The organism is Pseudomonas triclosanedens (assembly GCF_026686735.1).
In the GTDB taxonomy this organism is placed as follows: domain Bacteria; phylum Pseudomonadota; class Gammaproteobacteria; order Pseudomonadales; family Pseudomonadaceae; genus Pseudomonas; species Pseudomonas triclosanedens.
On record NZ_CP113432.1, the window covers coordinates 558,570 to 576,149 of the forward strand.

General features: G+C 64.4%; 16 protein-coding genes. 4 read left to right on the forward strand and 12 right to left on the reverse strand.

The genetic code is table 11. The features are described from left to right. Nucleotides 1-80: 80 nt before the first annotated feature. The 3 genes from OU419_RS02610 to OU419_RS02620 form a co-directional block, all read right to left on the reverse strand. Nucleotides 81-2,477 (reverse strand): TonB-dependent siderophore receptor, encoded by a 2,397-nt coding sequence (locus tag OU419_RS02610; protein WP_254470137.1) that lies wholly within the window; start codon nucleotides 2,475-2,477, stop codon nucleotides 81-83. Between the two features lie 150 nt (nucleotides 2,478-2,627). Further along, on the reverse strand, nucleotides 2,628-3,590 hold the full coding sequence (locus OU419_RS02615) for a FecR domain-containing protein (RefSeq protein WP_254470138.1): 963 nt from the start codon (nucleotides 3,588-3,590) through the stop codon (nucleotides 2,628-2,630). Continuing rightward, nucleotides 3,587-4,105, reverse strand: coding sequence for an RNA polymerase sigma factor (locus OU419_RS02620; RefSeq protein ID WP_254470139.1), 519 nt, complete (start codon nucleotides 4,103-4,105; stop codon nucleotides 3,587-3,589). Before OU419_RS02620 ends, OU419_RS02615 begins: the two co-directional genes overlap by 4 nt. A 157-nt stretch (nucleotides 4,106-4,262) precedes the next feature. On the opposite strand from OU419_RS02620, the gene OU419_RS02625 reads away from it, so the two are divergent. Next, nucleotides 4,263-5,015 carry a glutathione S-transferase family protein gene (locus tag OU419_RS02625; protein ID WP_254470140.1) on the forward strand — a complete coding sequence of 251 codons (753 nt, stop codon included), beginning with the start codon at nucleotides 4,263-4,265 and terminating at the stop codon, nucleotides 5,013-5,015. Between the two features lie 4 nt (nucleotides 5,016-5,019). Here the strand turns inward: OU419_RS02625 and OU419_RS02630 are convergent, their stop codons facing one another. Then, the gene (locus OU419_RS02630) at nucleotides 5,020-5,922 is read right to left on the reverse strand and encodes a LysR family transcriptional regulator (RefSeq protein WP_254470141.1); all 903 of its coding nucleotides are present in this window, start codon (nucleotides 5,920-5,922) and stop codon (nucleotides 5,020-5,022) included. Between the two features lie 113 nt (nucleotides 5,923-6,035). On the opposite strand from OU419_RS02630, the gene pcaD reads away from it, so the two are divergent. Next, nucleotides 6,036-6,833 carry a 3-oxoadipate enol-lactonase gene (gene pcaD / locus OU419_RS02635; protein ID WP_254470142.1) on the forward strand — a complete coding sequence of 266 codons (798 nt, stop codon included), beginning with the start codon at nucleotides 6,036-6,038 and terminating at the stop codon, nucleotides 6,831-6,833. 44 nt (nucleotides 6,834-6,877) lie between these two features. On the opposite strand, the gene OU419_RS02640 is transcribed toward pcaD, so the two are convergent. Beyond that, on the reverse strand, nucleotides 6,878-8,407 hold the full coding sequence (locus OU419_RS02640) for an NCS1 family nucleobase:cation symporter-1 (protein WP_254470143.1): 1,530 nt from the start codon (nucleotides 8,405-8,407) through the stop codon (nucleotides 6,878-6,880). Between the two features lie 378 nt (nucleotides 8,408-8,785). Further along, complete coding sequence (locus OU419_RS02645; protein ID WP_254470144.1) at nucleotides 8,786-10,963, reverse strand: malate synthase G; 2,178 nt, start codon at nucleotides 10,961-10,963, stop codon at nucleotides 8,786-8,788. Nucleotides 10,964-11,256: 293 nt separating this feature from the next. Here OU419_RS02645 and OU419_RS02650 point away from each other — a divergent pair, with 293 nt between their 5' ends. Together OU419_RS02650 and OU419_RS02655 are read left to right on the forward strand one after the other, a co-directional pair. Continuing rightward, entirely contained in the window at nucleotides 11,257-11,706 is a 450-nt protein-coding gene (locus tag OU419_RS02650) for a GNAT family N-acetyltransferase (RefSeq protein WP_254470145.1), read from the forward strand. 13 nt (nucleotides 11,707-11,719) lie between these two features. Then, nucleotides 11,720-12,238: a glycine cleavage system protein R gene (locus OU419_RS02655; RefSeq protein WP_254470146.1), complete on the forward strand. Its 519-nt coding sequence runs from the start codon at nucleotides 11,720-11,722 to the stop codon at nucleotides 12,236-12,238. Between the two features lie 655 nt (nucleotides 12,239-12,893). Here OU419_RS02655 and rarD read toward each other — a convergent pair. The 6 genes from rarD to OU419_RS02685 form a co-directional block, all read right to left on the reverse strand. Next, on the reverse strand, nucleotides 12,894-13,781 hold the full coding sequence (gene rarD / locus OU419_RS02660) for an EamA family transporter RarD (RefSeq protein ID WP_254470147.1): 888 nt from the start codon (nucleotides 13,779-13,781) through the stop codon (nucleotides 12,894-12,896). Nucleotides 13,782-13,964: 183 nt separating this feature from the next. Continuing rightward, nucleotides 13,965-14,939, reverse strand: a complete 975-nt coding sequence (locus tag OU419_RS02665) for a serine/threonine protein kinase (RefSeq protein ID WP_254470148.1) — start codon at nucleotides 14,937-14,939, stop codon at nucleotides 13,965-13,967. A 56-nt stretch (nucleotides 14,940-14,995) separates the two neighbouring features. Further along, nucleotides 14,996-15,406, reverse strand: a complete 411-nt coding sequence (locus OU419_RS02670; RefSeq protein WP_254470149.1) for a substrate-binding domain-containing protein — start codon at nucleotides 15,404-15,406, stop codon at nucleotides 14,996-14,998. A 109-nt stretch (nucleotides 15,407-15,515) separates the two neighbouring features. After that, nucleotides 15,516-16,280 carry a TOBE domain-containing protein gene (locus tag OU419_RS02675; protein ID WP_254470150.1) on the reverse strand — a complete coding sequence of 255 codons (765 nt, stop codon included), beginning with the start codon at nucleotides 16,278-16,280 and terminating at the stop codon, nucleotides 15,516-15,518. A 93-nt stretch (nucleotides 16,281-16,373) separates the two neighbouring features. Next, nucleotides 16,374-17,096, reverse strand: coding sequence for a ComF family protein (locus OU419_RS02680; RefSeq protein WP_254470151.1), 723 nt, complete (start codon nucleotides 17,094-17,096; stop codon nucleotides 16,374-16,376). 24 nt (nucleotides 17,097-17,120) lie between these two features. Continuing rightward, nucleotides 17,121-17,414 (reverse strand): hypothetical protein, encoded by a 294-nt coding sequence (locus OU419_RS02685; RefSeq protein WP_254470152.1) that lies wholly within the window; start codon nucleotides 17,412-17,414, stop codon nucleotides 17,121-17,123. Between the last annotated feature and the right edge of the window lie 166 nt (nucleotides 17,415-17,580).

The window sequence follows — 17,580 nt, forward strand, 5'->3', positions numbered from 1 at the left end:
GAAGAAGGGCGCGTGACGACGGCTGTATCGGTGCGCCCGACCCGGATTGAATGCCGGGCGCCTGATTCAACGGTTCGTCGTTACCACTTGTAGGTCAGGCTCGCGACCACCTTGCGCTGGTCGCCGTAGTAGCAGTAGTAGCCGTCGCAGGTGGAGATGTAGTCCTTGTTGAACAGGTTGGTGGCGTTGACCTGCACCGAGGCACCGTCGAGGTTGCTGGCCAGCTTGCCCAGGTCATAGTGCACCGCGGCGTCGTACACGGTGTAGGAGCCTGCGTAGCCGTCGAAGGTGTTGGCCTGGTCGCCGTAGGTGTCGCCCACGTAGCGCACGCCGTAGCCGACGCCGAAGCCGTTCAGCACGCCGGCATGCCAGATGTAGTCGGCCCACAGCGAAGCGGCGTTGCGCGGGATCAGTTGCAGGCGATTGCCGGAGTATTGCCCCTTCTTCACTTCGGTGTCGGTGTAGCTGTAGCTGCCGATCAGCTTGAGGTTTTCGGTCAGGTTGGAGTTGGCTTCCAGCTCCAGGCCGGTGACTTTCACTTCGCCGGTCTGGCTGGTGACGAACGCGCCGTTGACGGTATCGGAGACGCTCACGTTCTTCTGCCGCAGGTCGTACACGGCGGCGGTCAGCAGGGTATCGCTGCCGACCGGCTGGTACTTCACGCCCAGTTCCCACTGCTTGCCTTCGGTGGGCTTGAACGACTCGGTGGCCGAAGCGTCGGCGCCGGTGGTCGGCTGGAACGACTCGGAGTACGACAGGTAGGGTGCGATGCCGTTGTCGAAGATGTAGCTCAGCGCAGCGTTGCCGGAGAACTTGCTGTCCGATTCGGTGCTGGTCGCGTCGCCCTTGTTGTAGAACCTGGTGCCGGTGTGCACCCAGTCCTGGCGGCCGCCGAGGGTCAGGCGCCAGTTGTCGAGGGCGATCTGGTCCTGCACATAGGCGCCGGTCTGGAAGGTCTTCTGGTCGTAGTCGTAGTACGCATCCGAGCGCGGCGGGCGGGCGATGTCCTGGCCGTAGATGGGGTGCACCACGTTGGTCGGCGGTACGTTGTAGCCGTAGATCGCCAGGTAGTTGGTGTTGCTGCGGTTGTGGTCCAGGCCCAGCAGCACGGTGTGTCTGAGCGCGCCGGTCTGGAAGTCGGCCTGGAAGTTGTTGTCCACCACGAACTGGGTGACGTCCTCGTCCACCGAGGTGCTGACCCGGTTGAGGGTGCCGTCGTCGCTGACGGTATCGAGGTAGCCGCCGGGGGTGAGTGCGTCGAACGACAGGTCGTTCTTCATGTAGCGCAGGTTCTGGCGGAACTGCCACACGTCGTTCAGGCGGTGCTCGAAGCTGTAGCCCAGCCAGTAAGTGGTGCGGTCGTAGTTTTCCCAGTCCGGATCGCCCAGGTTCTTGTGGTGCGAGATGTCGCCGAAGGGCGCGTCGTACTTGGTGCCCTTGAGCGGCAGGAAAGCGCTGGTGATGCCGGTGTCATCGCGGGTGAACTGGCTGAGGAAGGTCAGCCTGGTGTCGTCGTCGATGTTCCAGGTCAGGCTCGGCGCAAGGTTGTAGCGCTTGTCCGGGATGTGGTCGACCTGCGTGTTGCTGTCGCGGACCACGCCACTGACGCGGTAGAGGAAGCGTCCCTGGTCATCCAGCGGGCCGGTGCTGTCGAAGTTGATCTGCTTGTGGTTGTAGTTGCCGGCCTGGAGCTGTACGGCATTGGCCTGCTCGGCTTGCGGGCGCAGGCTGGACATGTCGATCAGACCTCCGGGCGGAGTCTGTCCGTACACCGACGATGCCGGGCCGCGCAGCGCGGCGACGCGTTCCAGGTCCCAGGTTTCCAGCTTCGGGTTGGCGTAGACGCCGGTGGCCATCGGCAGGCCGTCGAGGAACTGGGTCGGTTTGAAGCCGCGAATGCGCAGCCAGTCGGAGCGGGTGTCGCTGCCGAAGCTGCTGGCTACGGTGCCGGGCATGTAGCGCACGGCGTCGTCGATGTTCTGTACCGCGCGGTCCTGCATTTGCTCGCGGGTGGTGACGGAGATCGACTTGGCGGTTTCCAGGATCGGCGTGTCGGTCTTGGTGCCGATGCGCGAGCGGGTGGCGACGTAGCCGATTGCCGGGCCGTCCGGGTCTTCCTGGGCGCCGCTGATGGTGGTGGCGGACATCGACAGGGTGTCGCTTGGAACCTGCCGCAGGCTGTAGCTGCCCGACCCGCTCTCCACCAGCTCCAGGCCGGTGCCCTCCAGCGCCTGGCGCAGCGCGCCGGCGGCGTCGTAGCGGCCATTCACAGCGTGGGCGCTGCGGCCGTTGGCCAGGGCCGGGTCGAGGCTCAGGCTCAGGCCTGCTTCGGCGGCGATGCGGTTGAGGGTGCTGGCCAGCGGACCGGCGGGGAGCTGGTAGTCACGCGTGGTTTCCGCGGCGATGGCCGAGGTGCCCAGCAGGATGGCAGTTGCGAGCAGGCAGGGACGGAGCGAAAGGTCGAACGGGTGGCGCATGGACAACGACTCCTGAAAAAACGTTCTCGATGCCTCCTTGCCGGACGAGATTGGAAAAGTGATAGGGCTGCGCGAAAATTTTTCTGCCGCCGCCAATGCCCGCTGGATCTGACTTGCGCGGGAGCGCCGTTACGGCCAGCTCCGTCGGATTCAGCCGCGCGGCACCACGCGCGACCACCACTGCCCGTGCTTCTCGATGCGCACCGGCAGGGTCGGCTCCAGCGAGGCCAGGGCCAGGGCGATGTTGTGCAGCGGGAAGCTGCCGGTGATGCGCAGGTCGGCCACCGCCGGGTCGATACCCAGGTAACCGGGGCTATAGCGGGACAGCCGGGCGATCAGCTCTGCCAGGCGCACGTTGTCGACAACCAGCATGCCGTGGGTCCAGGCGTCGGCGGTGGCACTGCCGGCCTCAACCGGACCGAGGCCATCGGGCATTACGCGTACGCGCTGCCCCTGGGCTATGACGGTTTCCTGCGCCAGCCGTTCCGATCGCGCGGCGACCGCCGATTGCAGGACGCTGAGCAGGGTGCCGTGGTCGCCGTCGCGCTCTACCAGGAAGCGCGTGCCGAGGGCGCGCAGGCGGCCGTCGTCGGTCTCGACGATGAATGGGCGGCTATCGCCGTGGGCGGTCTCGACCATGATCTCGCCGCTGAGCAGCACGATGCGGCGTTGCCCGGCGTCGAAGCGCACGTTCACCGCGGTGCGGCTGTCGAGGCGCAGCAGAGTGTTGTCGGGCAGGCGCAGCGCGCGCTGTTCGCCGGTGCCGGTGAGCAGGTCGGAGAAGGCGTAGCGCATCGGCATGTAGCGATTGCCCGCGCCGAGGGCGAGCGCGCCGACCAGCAGCAGCGATAGCGCGCCGCCGGCCAGCCGGCGGACCTTCTGCCGGGCTTCCCGCGGCGAGCGCAGAAGGGCATTGCGTGCGGCCTTGGGAGCGGCGCCGGCGAGGCTGCGGTCGAGCATGCCCAGTTGGCTCCAGGCGCGGGCGTGTTCGCTGTGCGCGGCATGCCAGCGGGCGAATGCGGTTTCGTCGTCCGGGCGGGCATCGCCGGAGCCCAGGCGCAATTGCCAACTGATCGCTTCGTCAAGGATGCTCAGGGAAACCGGGTCGTTCACGTCGGCGTTCCGTACAGCGCGATATAGCACTGGCGCAGGCCCTGGGCGATGTACTGGCGCACGCGGGAAACGGAAACCCCGAGGTGCTCGGCAATCTCGGCATGGCCCAGTCCATCCAGGCGGTTGAGCAGGAAGGCGCTGCGCGCGCGGGCAGACAGGCTGCCGAGCAGGCGGTCGATTTCCCGCAGGTCGGCAAGGATCAGGCAGTGCTCTTGCGCCGAAGGTTGCACGGCTTCGGGCATCAGTTGCAGCTCTTCCAGGTACGCCTGCTCCAGCGCCAGCCGGCGCCAGTGGTCGACCAGAAGGCCGCGGGCGATGGTCACCAGGAAGGCGCGCGGCTCGCGCAGGGAGGGTAGTTCGCGGCGGCCAAGCACGCGGACGAAGGTGTCCTGGCTCAGGTCTTCGGCGCGTTGAGGGCAGCCCAGGCTGCGGTTGAGCCAGGCGGTCAGCCAGTCGCGATGATCGCGGTACAGCGCACCCACGCGTTCGCCATTGCCTATCTGGACGGCCGACACCCTGCTCCCCCATTTCCCAGACTGGGAATGAATTCAAAAACGAGAACTATTCGCAAATGATCGCAAACTGCCGCAATCCCTGCAATCCGCGCTTGTCGGCTTTTTGCGCGCATCGCCGGGTTCTACAATCGGATCTCCCGTTCCCCGGAAGACCGACATGGCCGAACCGCTGCTGATCATTGGCTCCTATCTCTCACCCTACGTGCGCAAGGCGCTGGTCATGCTGGAACTGAAGGGCGTGGAGTATCGCGTCGATCCCATCGTGCCGTTCTTCGGCAATGAGGCCTTCGAGCGCCTGAGCCCACTGCGCCAGGTGCCGGTGCTGGTGGATGGCGATCTGGTGCTCAACGATTCCTCGGTGATCTGCCAGTACATCGAGGAGCGCTACCCCGAGCCTGCGTTGTATCCCTCGGACATCGCCGTGCGGGCGCGGGCGCGCTGGATCGAGGAGTTCGCCGACAGTCGCATGGGCCAGGTGGTGATCTGGCAGTTGTTCGATCAATTGGTGATCGGCCGTGGCGTCTGGGGCCGTGAGCCGGACCAGGCGGTGCTGACGAAGACTTACGAGCAAGACCTGCCGGCGGTATTCGACTACCTGGAGGCGCAGATGCCGGCCAGCGGCTGGCTGTTCGGCGAGCTGTCTATCGCTGACATCAGCGTTGCCTGTTTCATGCGTAACGCGCAGTTCGCCCGCTATCAGCTCGATGCCCAGCGCTGGCCGAAGCTGGCCGCGTTACTCGACGCGGCGTTCGCGTTGCCGGCATTCCAGCGGCTGAACGTCTTCGAGCGCGCCATTGCACGCACGCCGATTCTCCAGCAGCGCGAGGCGCTGCTGGCCGCCGGTGCACCGGTCAGCGAGGTTTGCCACCTGCGCGAGCAGCCGGTGCGCGGGCCGATGAGCCGCAACTGAGGTATCAACAGGCGCTGAAGTTCGGCGCTTCCTGCTTCAGAAACTGCCACAGGCGCTCCGCCACAGGGCCGTGCGGCCGATCCTGGCGGCGCACAGCCGCCAGCTCCTCGCGCCGTCCCCGCAGATGGCGGCTGCTCAGGTCGCACAAGCGGCCGTCCGCCAGTTCCGCCGCCACCAGATAACGCGGCAGATGGCCCCAGGCCAAGCCGTGCAGCAGCAGTTCCTTCTTCATGGACTGGTCGGCCACCGTGCATTGGTGCGCGCCGTCGAGGGTGAAGAAGTCCACCGGCGGTGAGTGCTGCGCGCTGTCGCGCATCACGCATTGTGTCAGGTTGCGCAACTGCGCCGGATGCACATCGGCGGGAGGCTCCGCAGGGAGCAGGCTCGGCGCAATCACCGGGACGAAGTCGATGTCGCTCAGGCCGATCCATTCCAGGCGCGGGTCGGCCTTGTCCACGCGATGCAGGATCAGGTCAGCCTCGCCGTCCAGCAGACGCTCCAGCGGGCCGCTGACACTTTCGAAGTACAGGTTCAGGCGGGTTTGCGGGTGTTCGGCGAAGAAGCGCGCGAGCAACGCCAGGGCGGGAGCGGGCGGGCAGATATCGCCGATCACCACGCTCAGTTCGCTCTCTTCGCCGGCGGCAAGGTGCTCGGCGTGGCCGCGCAGGCTGTCCAGTTCGCGCAGTAGCCCCTGGGCACGGCGATGGAAGGACTCACCGGCGACAGTCAACCCCACCCGGTAGCCGCTGCGGTCCAGTAACTCCAGATCCAACTGTCGCTCAAGGCGGGCGACTGCGGCAAATACTGCCGGATGCGAGCGATTCAGCAGGGCCGCCGCAGCCTGGAAACCGCCAGCGCTGATCACTGCGTCGAAGCATTGCAGGTCGTGCAGGGTGAAGTCGTGCATGTCAGTATTCCTGACAGAGCTGTTAAGTGCTTTGTAATTTTTCCAGGAATCAATCGCAAGTAGCTTCCTTGATCACCGAGCGGCCATATGGCCAACGAATCGAGGAGAGCTCCATGAGCAAGCTGTTCTACCTGCGTACTTCCGACGACGCCCTGATCGCCTACCGCCTGGATGGCCCGGCTGAGCTGCCGTTGCTTGTGCTGTCCAACTCCATCGGCACCACGCTGCTGATGTGGGATGGGCAGATCCCCGCACTGAGCCGCCACTTCCGTGTGCTGCGCTATGACGCCCGTGGGCATGGCGCCTCCAGCGTTCCACCTGCGCCCTATTCGCTGGCGCGGCTGGGGATGGATGTTGTCGAACTGCTCGACGCGCTGGGTGTGCAGCGCGCGCACTTCCTCGGCCTGTCGCTGGGCGGCATCGTCGGTCAGTGGTTGGCGGTGCACGCGCCCGAACGGATGGAGCGGCTGGTGCTGGCCAATACATCTGCGTGGCTTGGGCCGGCGCGGCAGTGGGACGAGCGCATCTCCGAGGTGCTGCAGGCGGTGGACATGCAGGGGACCGCAGCGACCTTCCTCGGCAACTGGTTCCCGGCGACGTGGCTGGAGGGCGCGAATACGCAGGTCGAACGCTTCCGCGCCATGCTGCTGGCGACCAATCGACACGGATTGGCCGGTTCGTTCGCCGCGGTTCAGGAGGCCGATCTGCGCCCTGACCTGGCGTCGGTCCGGCTGCCCACGCTGGTGATCTCCGGGCAATACGATACCGTTACCGCCGCCAGCCACGGCGCATCGATCGCCAACTCGATTCCCGGTGCGCGCCTGCTGACGCTGCCGGCGGTGCACTTGTCGAATGTCGAATTCCCGCGCGAGTTCGAGGCCGCGGTGTTGGATTTCCTGCTGGCGCGCTGAACGAAAAGGCCGCTCTTGGGGCGGCCTTTGCGCAAGACGATCACTCAGTGGTGCACGCTGTCCACCGCGATGCTCTCGCCGGAGACGTCGGTATAGGCGCGGTTGCGGTCGGCCAGGGCGAAGTGAATCAGCGCACCAAGCCCGGCACCGAAGAACCAGGAAAAGTGCGACAGCGCTTCGAACGCCGGCAGCAACGCCAGGACAATGGCGATCAGCGCGGCCGGAACGAATGCCGCCACGGCACGCGGGTTGACGCCGCCGCGATAGTGGTAGGCGGCGTCGCGACTTTCGCTATACAGCTCCGGCAGGTTCACGCGGGTACGGCGCACCAGGTAGTAGTCAGTGACGATAATGCCGTACAGCGGGCCCAGCAGTGCACCCAGGCCGCCGAGGAAGTACACGATCACCGCCGGGCTGTTATAGAGGTGCCACGGCAGAATCAGCACCGCGATGGTGGCGCTGAGCAGGCCGGCGCGGCGGAAGTTCAGCAGGTTAGGCGCGAGGTTGGTCAGCACGTACGCCGGGGCTACGAAGTTGGCCATGATGTTGACCGCCACGGTGACGATCAGGAAGGCCAGGCAGGCCAGTACCAGGCCGATGGTGTCGGGGATGGCGGCGACGATCTCGGTCGGGCTCTGCACCAGCTTGCCGTCGATGCTGAACTGCGCACCGGCCAGCACGACGGCGATCACCGCGAAGCCGAGCATGTTCACCGGCAGCCCCCAGAAGTTGCCCACGCTGATGGTGCGGCGGTCCGGGCAGTTGCGGGTGAAATCGCAGAAATTGAGGATCATGGTGCCGTACAGCGATACCCACAGCGCAGCCGCGCCCAGGACCTTCAGCCACATCGCCGAGCCCTCGGGCGCATTGCCGCTGGACCAGGAAATCGACAGGCCGCTGCGCCAGTACATCCATCCGGCGAGGCTGGCGAAGGCGACCAGGATGATCGGGCCGGCGAAGGATTCGTAGCGGCGTACCATCTCCATGCCGTAGGCGAAGATCACCAGCTGTGCGCACCAGATGCCGAGGAAGGTTATCCAGCCCAGGGGCGAAAGGCCGAGGATCGAGCTCTGGTCGAACTCCTTGAGGTCCGGAGCGATGGCGGTGAGCAATACGCGCAGCACCACCGAGGCGAGATAGGTCTGGATGCCGAACCAGGCAATGGCGATCACCGCACGGATCAAGGCCGGAATCTGCGCGCCGTGGATGCCGAAGCTGATCCGGCACATCACCGGGTAGGGCAGGCCGGTCTTCTGGCCCATGTAGCCCGACAGGTTCATCAGCCCGTAGATCACCAGTGCGCCGAGGGCGAAGGCAGCGAGGATCTGCGCGCCACTCATGCCCAGTGCGAAGAGGCCGATGGCAAACGAGTAGTTGGCGATGTTGTGTACATCGTTGGTCCACAGCGCGAATAGGCTGTAGCGGCCCCAACTGCGGCCCTCGGCGCTGCTTGGCGCGAGGTCGGCGCTGTACAGGCGCGGGCTGAGCGTCGGCGCGGCTTCGCTGGCGGGAGCCGCGCTATCGACAGATTGAAGAGGGGAAACGCCGGACAGGTGGGTTGGGCTGGGGGTCATGGGCTACTCGGATTTTGTATGCACGGCTTTTTTAGGTTTGTATGCAAAAGCCAAATCCGTGCCAGTGCGAATTCACTGTCTCGAATCTCCTTTTCCGCAATATCGGCAAAGTTGGCTGGCGCCCTTGTTTGGTGCGGTTCCGCTGTCGATCGAAATCGGCTGGAGCTGATTTTTTCAGGTGGATCATTGACTTGAGAGTCAAATTAATAAGGGGGAGGGATCGTACGCAGTGGGGATTTTGTACACAAAAATTGTGCACAAGCGTTACTGGCGGTCAGCAACAAGCGGAAGAAACGGGCAGAACTGTGATCGATCCAGGAACGGCAGCCATAAAAAAACCGCCCCGGAGGGCGGTTTCTTCAGCGCTGCGTGAAGTTCTTACAGGCCGTTCTTGGCCTTGAACTCGCGGCGGCGGCGGTGCAGGACCGGCTCGGTGTAGCCGTTGGGCTGCTTGGTGCCTTCGATAACCAGTTCCAGCGCAGCCTGGAAGGCCACGTTGTCATCGAAGTTCGGCGCCATCGGGCGGTACAGCGGATCGTTGGCGTTCTGGCGGTCGACCACCGCTGCCATGCGCTTGAGGCTTTCCAGCACCTGCTCCTGGGTCACCACGCCGTGGCGCAGCCAGTTGGCCAGCAATTGGCTGGAGATACGCAGGGTGGCGCGGTCTTCCATCAGGCCGATGTCGTTGATGTCCGGCACCTTGGAGCAGCCGACGCCCTGGTCGATCCAGCGGACCACATAGCCGAGAATGCCCTGGGCGTTGTTGTCCAGCTCGTTCTTGATCTCTTCCGCGCTCCAGTTGGTGTTCGGGGCCAGCGGAATGGTCAGGATGTCGTCTACCGAAGCCGGTGTACGCTTGGCCAGTTCGGCCTGGCGGGCGAACACGTCGACCTTGTGGTAGTGCAGCGCGTGCAGGGTGGCGGCGGTTGGCGACGGAACCCAGGCAGTGTTGGCGCCAGCCAGCGGGTGAGCGATCTTCTGCTCGAGCATCGCGGCCATCAGGTCGGGCATCGCCCACATGCCTTTGCCGATCTGCGCCTTGCCCTGCAGGCCGGTGGCCAGGCCAACGTCGACGTTGTTGTTCTCGTAGGAGCCGATCCACTTCTCGGTTTTCATGGCGCCCTTGCGCACCATTGCGCCGGCTTCCATCGAAGTGTGGATTTCGTCACCGGTGCGGTCGAGGAAGCCGGTGTTGATGAACACCACGCGCTCGGCGGCGGCCTTGATGCAGGCCTTCAGGTTGACGGTGGTGCGGCGCTCTTCGTCCATGATGCCGACTTTCAGAGTGTTGCGCGGCAGGCCGAGCAGTTCCTCGACGCGGCTGAAGATTTCGGCGGCGAAGGCGACTTCTTCCGGGCCGTGCATCTTCGGCTTGACGATGTAGACGCTGCCGGTGCGGCTGTTCTTGCGGCTGGTGTTGCCATTCAGGTTGTGGATGGCGATCAGGCTGGTGAACAGACCGTCCTGGATGCCTTCTGGCACCTCGTTGCCCTGAGCGTCGAGGATTGCCGGGTTGGTCATCAGGTGGCCGACGTTGCGCACGAACAGCAGGGAGCGGCCGTGCAGGGTCAGCTCGGAACCGTCGGCCTTGGTGTATACGCGGTCCGGATTCATGGTACGGATGAAGGTGCTGCCGCCCTTGCTGACTTCTTCAGCCAGGTCGCCCTTCATCAGGCCCAGCCAGTTGCGGTAGATCACGACCTTGTCGTCGGCGTCGACGGCGGCGACCGAGTCTTCGCAATCCATGATGGTGGTCAGCGCGGACTCCATCAGGACATCTTTCACGCCAGCGGCATCGGTCTGGCCGATCGGGCTGGTGGGATCGATCTGGATTTCGAAGTGCAGGCCATTGTGCTTGAGCAGCACGGCCTTCGGTTTGTCGGCGTCGCCCTGGAAGGCCAGGAACTGCGCGGCGTTCTTCAGGCCGGTCTCGCGGCCGTCTTTCAGGGTGACGACCAGCGCGCCGCTCTTCACGGTGTAGGCGGTGGCGTCGACGTGGGAGCCTGCTTCCAGTGCGGCAGCTTCGTCCAGGAAGGCGCGGGCGAAGGCGATCACCTTGTCACCGCGAACCTTGTTGTAGCCCTTGCCCTTCTCGGCGCCGTTCTCTTCGCTGATCGCGTCGGTGCCGTACAGTGCATCGTACAGCGAGCCCCAGCGGGCGTTGGATGCGTTCAGGGCGAAGCGGGCATTCATCACCGGCACGACCAGCTGCGGGCCGGCCATGCGAGCGATTTCTTCGTCGACATTCTGGGTGCTGGCCTGGAAGTCAGCAGCTTCCGGCAGCAGGTAACCGATTTCCTGCAGGAACGCCTTGTAGGCTGCCGCATCGTGCGGCTGACCGGCGCGAGCCTGGTGCCAGCCGTCGATCTTCGCCTGGAGGTCGTCGCGCTTGGCGAGCAGGGCTTTGTTCTTGGGGGCCAGATCATTGATCACGGCTTCCACACCTGCCCAGAACTTGCCGGCGTCGACGCCGGTGCCGGGAATGGCTTCGTTGTTAACGAAGTCGAACAGGACTTTGGCGACCTGCAGGCCACCGACTTGAACGCGTTCAGTCATTGCTTGCCTCACTCTGCTCAGGACCAGCTCGGGACACAGGCAAAACGCCTTGTAGTCCGAGCCGCGGAATACTACATGATGCCGTGGGAAAAATCAGTGGGCTTGCGTCGCGGTTAGACCAAAGTACGCATCTCAGTCACGTAGCAGGTAATATGTTCGCAAAGTTTTTATGGATTGTTCCAGATAAATCTTAAAACTGTACACGTATAGCCCGACTGGGTATCTGTGGCACCCCGTCGCAGCCAGCTACTCTCGGCATGCCTATACTGCGTTTTCCTTCTGGAGAATCCCGCATGTCCGTGACGCTTGCCACCACCGCCGATCTCGACGACCTGGTACCGCTGTTCTCCGGCTACCTCGACTTCTATGAAGTCCCTGCGCCGCATTCGGCTATCCGCGCCTTTCTCCAGCCGCGCATCGAGCGTGGCGAGTCCACGGTATTCGTCGCGCGCAGCATCGATGGGCTGGCAGTCGGGTTCGTCCAGCTCTATCCGTTCTTCGCTTCGCTTTCCCTGCAGCCGGCCTGGCTGGTCAGCGACCTCTACGTGCTGCCGGCCGCGCGCCGCGACGGCTATGGCGAAGCGCTGATGAATGCCGCCCGCGCCCACGGCGAAGCCACCGGTGCGTGCGGCCTCATGCTGGAAACGGCCAAGACCAATCATGCCGGGCAGGCGCTCTACGAACGGCTGGGATACCGGCGCGACGACAAGTTCTACACCTATTGGCTGGATCTTTCGGCCTAGCGGAGGCTGCCCAATGGACCATCTCGTTCTCACTGTCATCGCCCCGGACCAGCCCGGTCTGGTCGAGCGTGTCGCCCAGTGCATCGCCGCGCATGGCGGCAACTGGCTGGAAAGCCGAATGTCGCGCATGGCCGGCCAGTTCGCCGGCATCCTGCGGGTGGCGGTTCCCGCCGAAGGGTATGACGAACTGGTCGAGGGCCTGCAGGGACTCGCGGATCACGGGATTCGTGTGTTGCTCGCGGAAAGCGGCATTGAGCCGGCCTGCAACTGGAAGCCTATTCATCTCGACCTGGTGGGCAACGACCGCCCCGGTATCGTGCGGGACATCACCCGCCTGCTGACCGAGCACGGCGTCAATCTGGAGCGCCTGACCACCGAAGTGCTGCCCGCGCCCATGAGCGGCGAACCGTTGTTCCACGCCGAAGCGCTGCTGGCGGTGCCGCTGACGCTGTCGCTTGAGGTGCTGCAGGCGCGACTGGAGGAACTGGCGGACGATCTGATGGTGGAAATGAATTTCCACAGCGGGGACTGATCTTCTTCCGCTATCGGATGTTCTGTGGAAAAGTCTGTGCGCTCTCTGTGAGTTGATGCGCGCAAGGCCCATCCCTTGCGGATTTTGCCCTGCCGAGATATCCACGCGTGTGTTTTCAATTGTGCACTCAATGCGTGGATCAACCCGTTAGCTTTCTGTTGATAAAGCCCTGTCGGCCAGAAGATGCGGGGTCTCTGCGTGGTTGGTCATTTTTTGGCCACACTGTAGTGCCTTGCTTTCCTTGTGCGGCTTTCCCGTGATGAGTCACTGCGCTGTGCACAAAAGTGCTGGAAGAGTCTGTGGAAAAGCCGTTCGTGAATGGCTGTATGCCATGAACTACGGGATATCTGGGGATCTGTCCACTTCCTGATCAGGGGCTCCGCGAGCATTCACAAAGCGCGGGGATCGCCCTGTGGAAAAGCTATGGGAATTCTCCTGTATGGCTTGCAAACCGTGGCTTTCGCTGTGTTGATCAAAAAATGATCTGCCGGTGTGGGGAACACCTGCCGCAGAGAGTGCGAGTCGGTGGCGTGGGGATAAGCGTTGTGGCGCTGCGCTTATCCCCGATTTCGCGGGACGTGGCTGTGGATAATCTGGTGGTGATTCGCTGAGTGCCGCGTGAGCCGTGGGGTTCGCTCCTGCGGTCAAAAAACGGTCAGTCGCCGCGAGAAAGGCGGTACCAGATATCCACGCTATAGACGACCAGCGCCAGCCAGATACAGCCGAAGGAGACCATGCGCGTACTGTCCAGGTGCTCGCCGAACAGGAAGATGGCTTGCAGCAATACCAGGGTTGGCGCCAGGTATTGCAGGAACCCCAGGGTGGCGTAGGGAAGGTGGCGCGCGGCGGCGTTGAAGCATACCAGCGGCACGAGGGTGATCGGGCCTGCGGCGGCCAGCCAGAGCGCTTCGCGGGTGCTCCAGAATTCGAGGTGGGTGCTTGGCCCGTCGGCGAACAGTAGCAGCCAGCCAAGCGCCAGTGGCAGCAGCATCCAGGTTTCCACCACCAGGCCGGGCAGCGCGGCAACCGGCGCCTGCTTGCGGATCAGCCCGTAGAAGCCGAAGGTCAGCGCCAGCACCAGCGAGACCCACGGCAGGCTTCCCAGTTGCCAGAGCTGCTGGGCGACGCCGAGCGCAGCCAGGCCAACCGCTACCCACTGCAGCGGTCGCAGGCGCTCGCGCAGGATCACCAGGCCGAGCAGCACGTTGATCAGCGGGTTGATGTAATAGCCCAGGCTGGCCTCGATCATGTGGCCGTTGTTCACCGCCCAGACGTACACCAGCCAGTTGCTGGCGATCAGCACGCCACTTGCGCCGAGCACGGCGAAGCGCCTGGGGTTCTCGCGCAGTTCGCGCCACCAGCCGGGGTGTTTCCACACCAGCAGGAGCAGGGTGCCGAACATGGCGGACCAGATGGCGCGATGGGTGATGATTTCCAGCGCGGGAATGCGTTCGAGCAGTTTGAAGTAGATGGGGAACAGTCCCCAGATGACGTAGGCGGTCAGGCCCAGGACATACCCCTGACGGGGGTTGGCGGTGGCCATGAAACTTCCTTGATTAGGTCGCTAATGAGTGGCTGCACAATTCTAGGGGGCGTATCCGGGCTTGTCTGTGCCGGCGCAGCCAAGGAGGCAGGGATGACCCCTGAATGTGCGTAACGATCTCGTTACGCTGCATGGGAGAGCCGCCAGGTCGGCGCCATTGACGCGGATGGCGCCTGCGTTGGGTCAGAACAGCCGCAACGGTTCTTCATCCAGCGCCGCCAATTGCTCGCGCAGCACCAGCACCTGCTCGCCCCAATAACGCTCGCTGCCGAACCAGGGGAAGCTCGGCGGGAAGGCCGGATCGTCCCAGCGGCGCGCCAGCCAGGCGCTGTAGTGCATCAGGCGCAGGGCGCGCAGGCCCTCGATCAGCGGCAGTTCGCGCGGGTTGAAGTCGTGGAATTCCTGGTAGCCGTCCACCAGTTCGGAGAGCTGCCCGAGCCGCTCGTGGCGCTCGCCGGCGAGCATCATCCACAGGTCCTGAACCGCCGGACCCATGCGGCAGTCGTCGAGGTCGACGACATGGAACGTTTCGTCCCGGCACAACAGGTTGCCGGGGTGGCAGTCGCCGTGCATGCGAATGGGGGTGTAGCTGACGCGCTGGTAGAGATCCTCGATCTTCTTCAATAGGTCGCGGGCCACGGATTCATAGGCTGGCAGCAGGCTTTTCGGAATGAAGTCGCCCTCCAGCAGTGTCGCCAGCGACTGGTGGCCAAAGTTATCCACAGTCAGCGCTTCGCGATGCTCGAATGGCCGGCTCGCGCCTACCGCATGCAATCGACCGAGCAGTTGGCCCAGGCGGTAGAGCTGGTCGAGATTGCCTGGCTCCGGCGCGCGGCCGCCGCGGCGAGGGAAGAGGGCGAAGCGAAAGCCTGCGTGCTCGAACAGGGTGCGGCCGTCGTGCACCAGCGGGGCCACCACTGGTACTTCGCATTCGGCAAGTTCCCTGGCGTAGGCGTGTTCTTCGAGAATGGCCTCGGTGCTCCAGCGGCCGGGGCGGTAGAACTTGGCGATCAGCGGTTCGCTACCCTCGATGCCCACCTGGTAGACGCGATTTTCGTAACTATTGAGCGCCAGCACGCGGGCGTCACTGAGAAAGCCGATGCTTTCCACGGCATCGAGAACCAGATCGGGCGTGAGGTCGGAGAAGGGATGGGACATGGCGGCGATCCGGGCTGTGTGCAGACCGCCTAGTGTACCTCCGCGAGAGCGTTGCCTCAGTGCCTGTTGCAGTCGTGGTGCTCGAGATAGTCGAGGAAGTGGCTGGCCAGTGCGCGCCGCTCGCCGCGTACCAGGGTCAGTTCCTGCATCGGCCGGGCCTGACAGGCCACCGGGCGGGGCTTCTCGCCGTGGCCCTGGTGATGAAGATGCGTCAGGGCGGCCGCTTGTTCGGAGATCAGTACGTCATATGGCGTGCCCTGGCGGACCTGCTCGCCTAACTCGTCGGTTCCGCCGCCGATCAACAGTACCTTGTTGCGGGTTTCGATCTGGTAGCGATCCACCAGCGGTTCCAGGGTTGGCATCAGTGCCTCGCTGGCCCCGACGCGCAGGACATCGGGACCGGCATGGCTGACCAGCGGCAGCGACAGCAGCAGGGGAAAGGCGAAGAGGCATAGCAATCGGCGCATGGTCGGGCTCCTGACAGGGCGAACCACCGGACCCGCGAGGGATGGGCGGGCCGTCGGCGGCTATTGGAGCGCGTCGCCGCGGCGCAGGGCTTGATATATGGCAGGGAAACTACAGGGGCGTACCGATGATGACCTGGCCCGGCGAGAACTGTGCGCGGACCTGCGCTCCGGGTTTCAGGCGCAGGATCTCGATTCGCTCGGGGTCTGTGAGGGCGCAGAGCATCTGTCCGCTGGGCAACTGGATGCGCACCTCGCTTGGGCCGTCGTCGGCTTCGCGGATGTCGTCGATATGGCCTTCCAACGCATTGAGTCCCTCGGGGCAGGGGACCTTCGGCAGATCGATGTATAACCAGCCGGCCTTCATCAGTGCGACCACCGGCTGGCCTTCGCGCAGCTCCAGCTTTTCGGTGCTCTCGCGCGTCACGCGGGCGTGGATGCGGGAGCCGCCGGGCAGTTCGATGCAAACCAGGTCGTTGAGGCCGGCGGCCTCTATCGCGCAGATACGGCCGTGTAACTGGTTGCGAGCGCTGGTGCGCATCATCAGGCGGCCGATCAGTTCCAGGTCGGCCTGGTGTTCGACATGCTCGACGATATGTTCGCGCAGGGCCTCCAGGCGCTGGTAGAGCGCCAGCAGGCGTTCGCCTTCGACCGTCAGGCGCGCGCCGCCACCGCCCTTGCCGCCGACACTGCGTTCCACCAGTGGGCGGTCGGAAAGGTTGTTGAGCTCGTCGATGGCATCCCAGGCGGTTTTGTAGCTCATCCCTGCGGCCTTGGCTGCATGGGTGATGGAGCCGAGCTGGGCTATTTGCGCGAGCAGGGCGATGCGCTGTGGTCGACGGGTGACATGCTGGGTCAGCAGGCTGAGGGTGGTCATGGGTTCGCGAGTGCTTATTGGTATGCGGCGAGGCTCCGATGCTTGCCGACAAAAGGCAAGGGGCAGTTGCGGTGAAAGTGGATGAGCGGTCGTCTATTCCGGGGCTGGCGTGCGCGCCAGGCAGTACACATCCACGCGCTCGGCACCGGCCTGGCGCAGCAGGCGGGCGAGCGCCTGGGCGGTGGCGCCGGTAGTGAGCACATCGTCCACCAGCGCCAGGTGCAGCCCGCTGGCGGCGCTCGGCTCGGAGAGGGCGAAGGCATGCCGCAGGTTGCGTTTGCGGGTCGCTGCGTCGAGCCCCTGTTGCGCGGGAGTGTCCTGGATGCGCCTTACCAGGCGGCCATCCACGGTCAGGCCGGTGGGCTCGCCCAGCCAGGCGGAGAGTAGTGCCGCCTGATTGAAGCCGCGCTGGCGCTGGCGAGCGGCGGAGAGCGGCACCGGCACCAGGCGGTCGGGGCGTGGCAGGCCGTCGTCGAAGGCGTGCATCAGATGGCGGGCCAGCAACTGCGCGAGTAACCGCCCGAGCGGCGCGTTGGCCTGGTGCTTGAAGCGGGTGACCAGTACATCGACGGGAAAGCCATAGCGCAATGGTGCCTCGACGCGTTCGTAAGCCGGCGCGCGGCGCAGGCATTGACCGCAGGTGAGGCCATGCGCGGGGAGCGGCACGGCACAGATCGAACAGCGCCCGGCGAGCCACGGCAGGTCGGCATCGCAGCCGCTGCACAGCGGCAGGCGTCCGTCGTCGGCCTGCGCACCGCACAACAGGCAGGAAACACGTGGGCGCCACCAGGCGGGGCGCCAGTTCATCGGGTGCATCTGGCCTCTCCGTGGGCGAGGCCGTCAGTGGATCAGCCAGCTAAGTACCAGCAGGCCGAGCAACGTCCAGATCAGGCCTCCGAAAATCGAGCGCCGCATGAAGGCGCGGATGCCACTGTAGAGCAGCAACAGGCCAAGGAAGAGCAGGACAAAACTGAAGATCGAGACGTCAATTCCGATGGCCCGTGCCAGGCCGTGGAAAAAATCGTCCATCGCACCCCACAGGCCGCCGAGCACCCCCGACAGCAAGTCGACGATGAAACGGATCGCCTTGCCGACCATCTGGCCGAGGCTGTCGAAGAATCCTTCTGTTCCCATCTGGGTAATGACTCCTGGCTATTCATGCTGATTGGAGCGGTATTTGGCCGGGCGGGTTCAGCCGTCGGCAGGAAGGCAATGGAATTGATCGATATTTGATCACTTGTCGACCTGTGTCGTGACTTTGGTTGACAGCGTCACAGCCCCACATATGATGCCTTTAGCC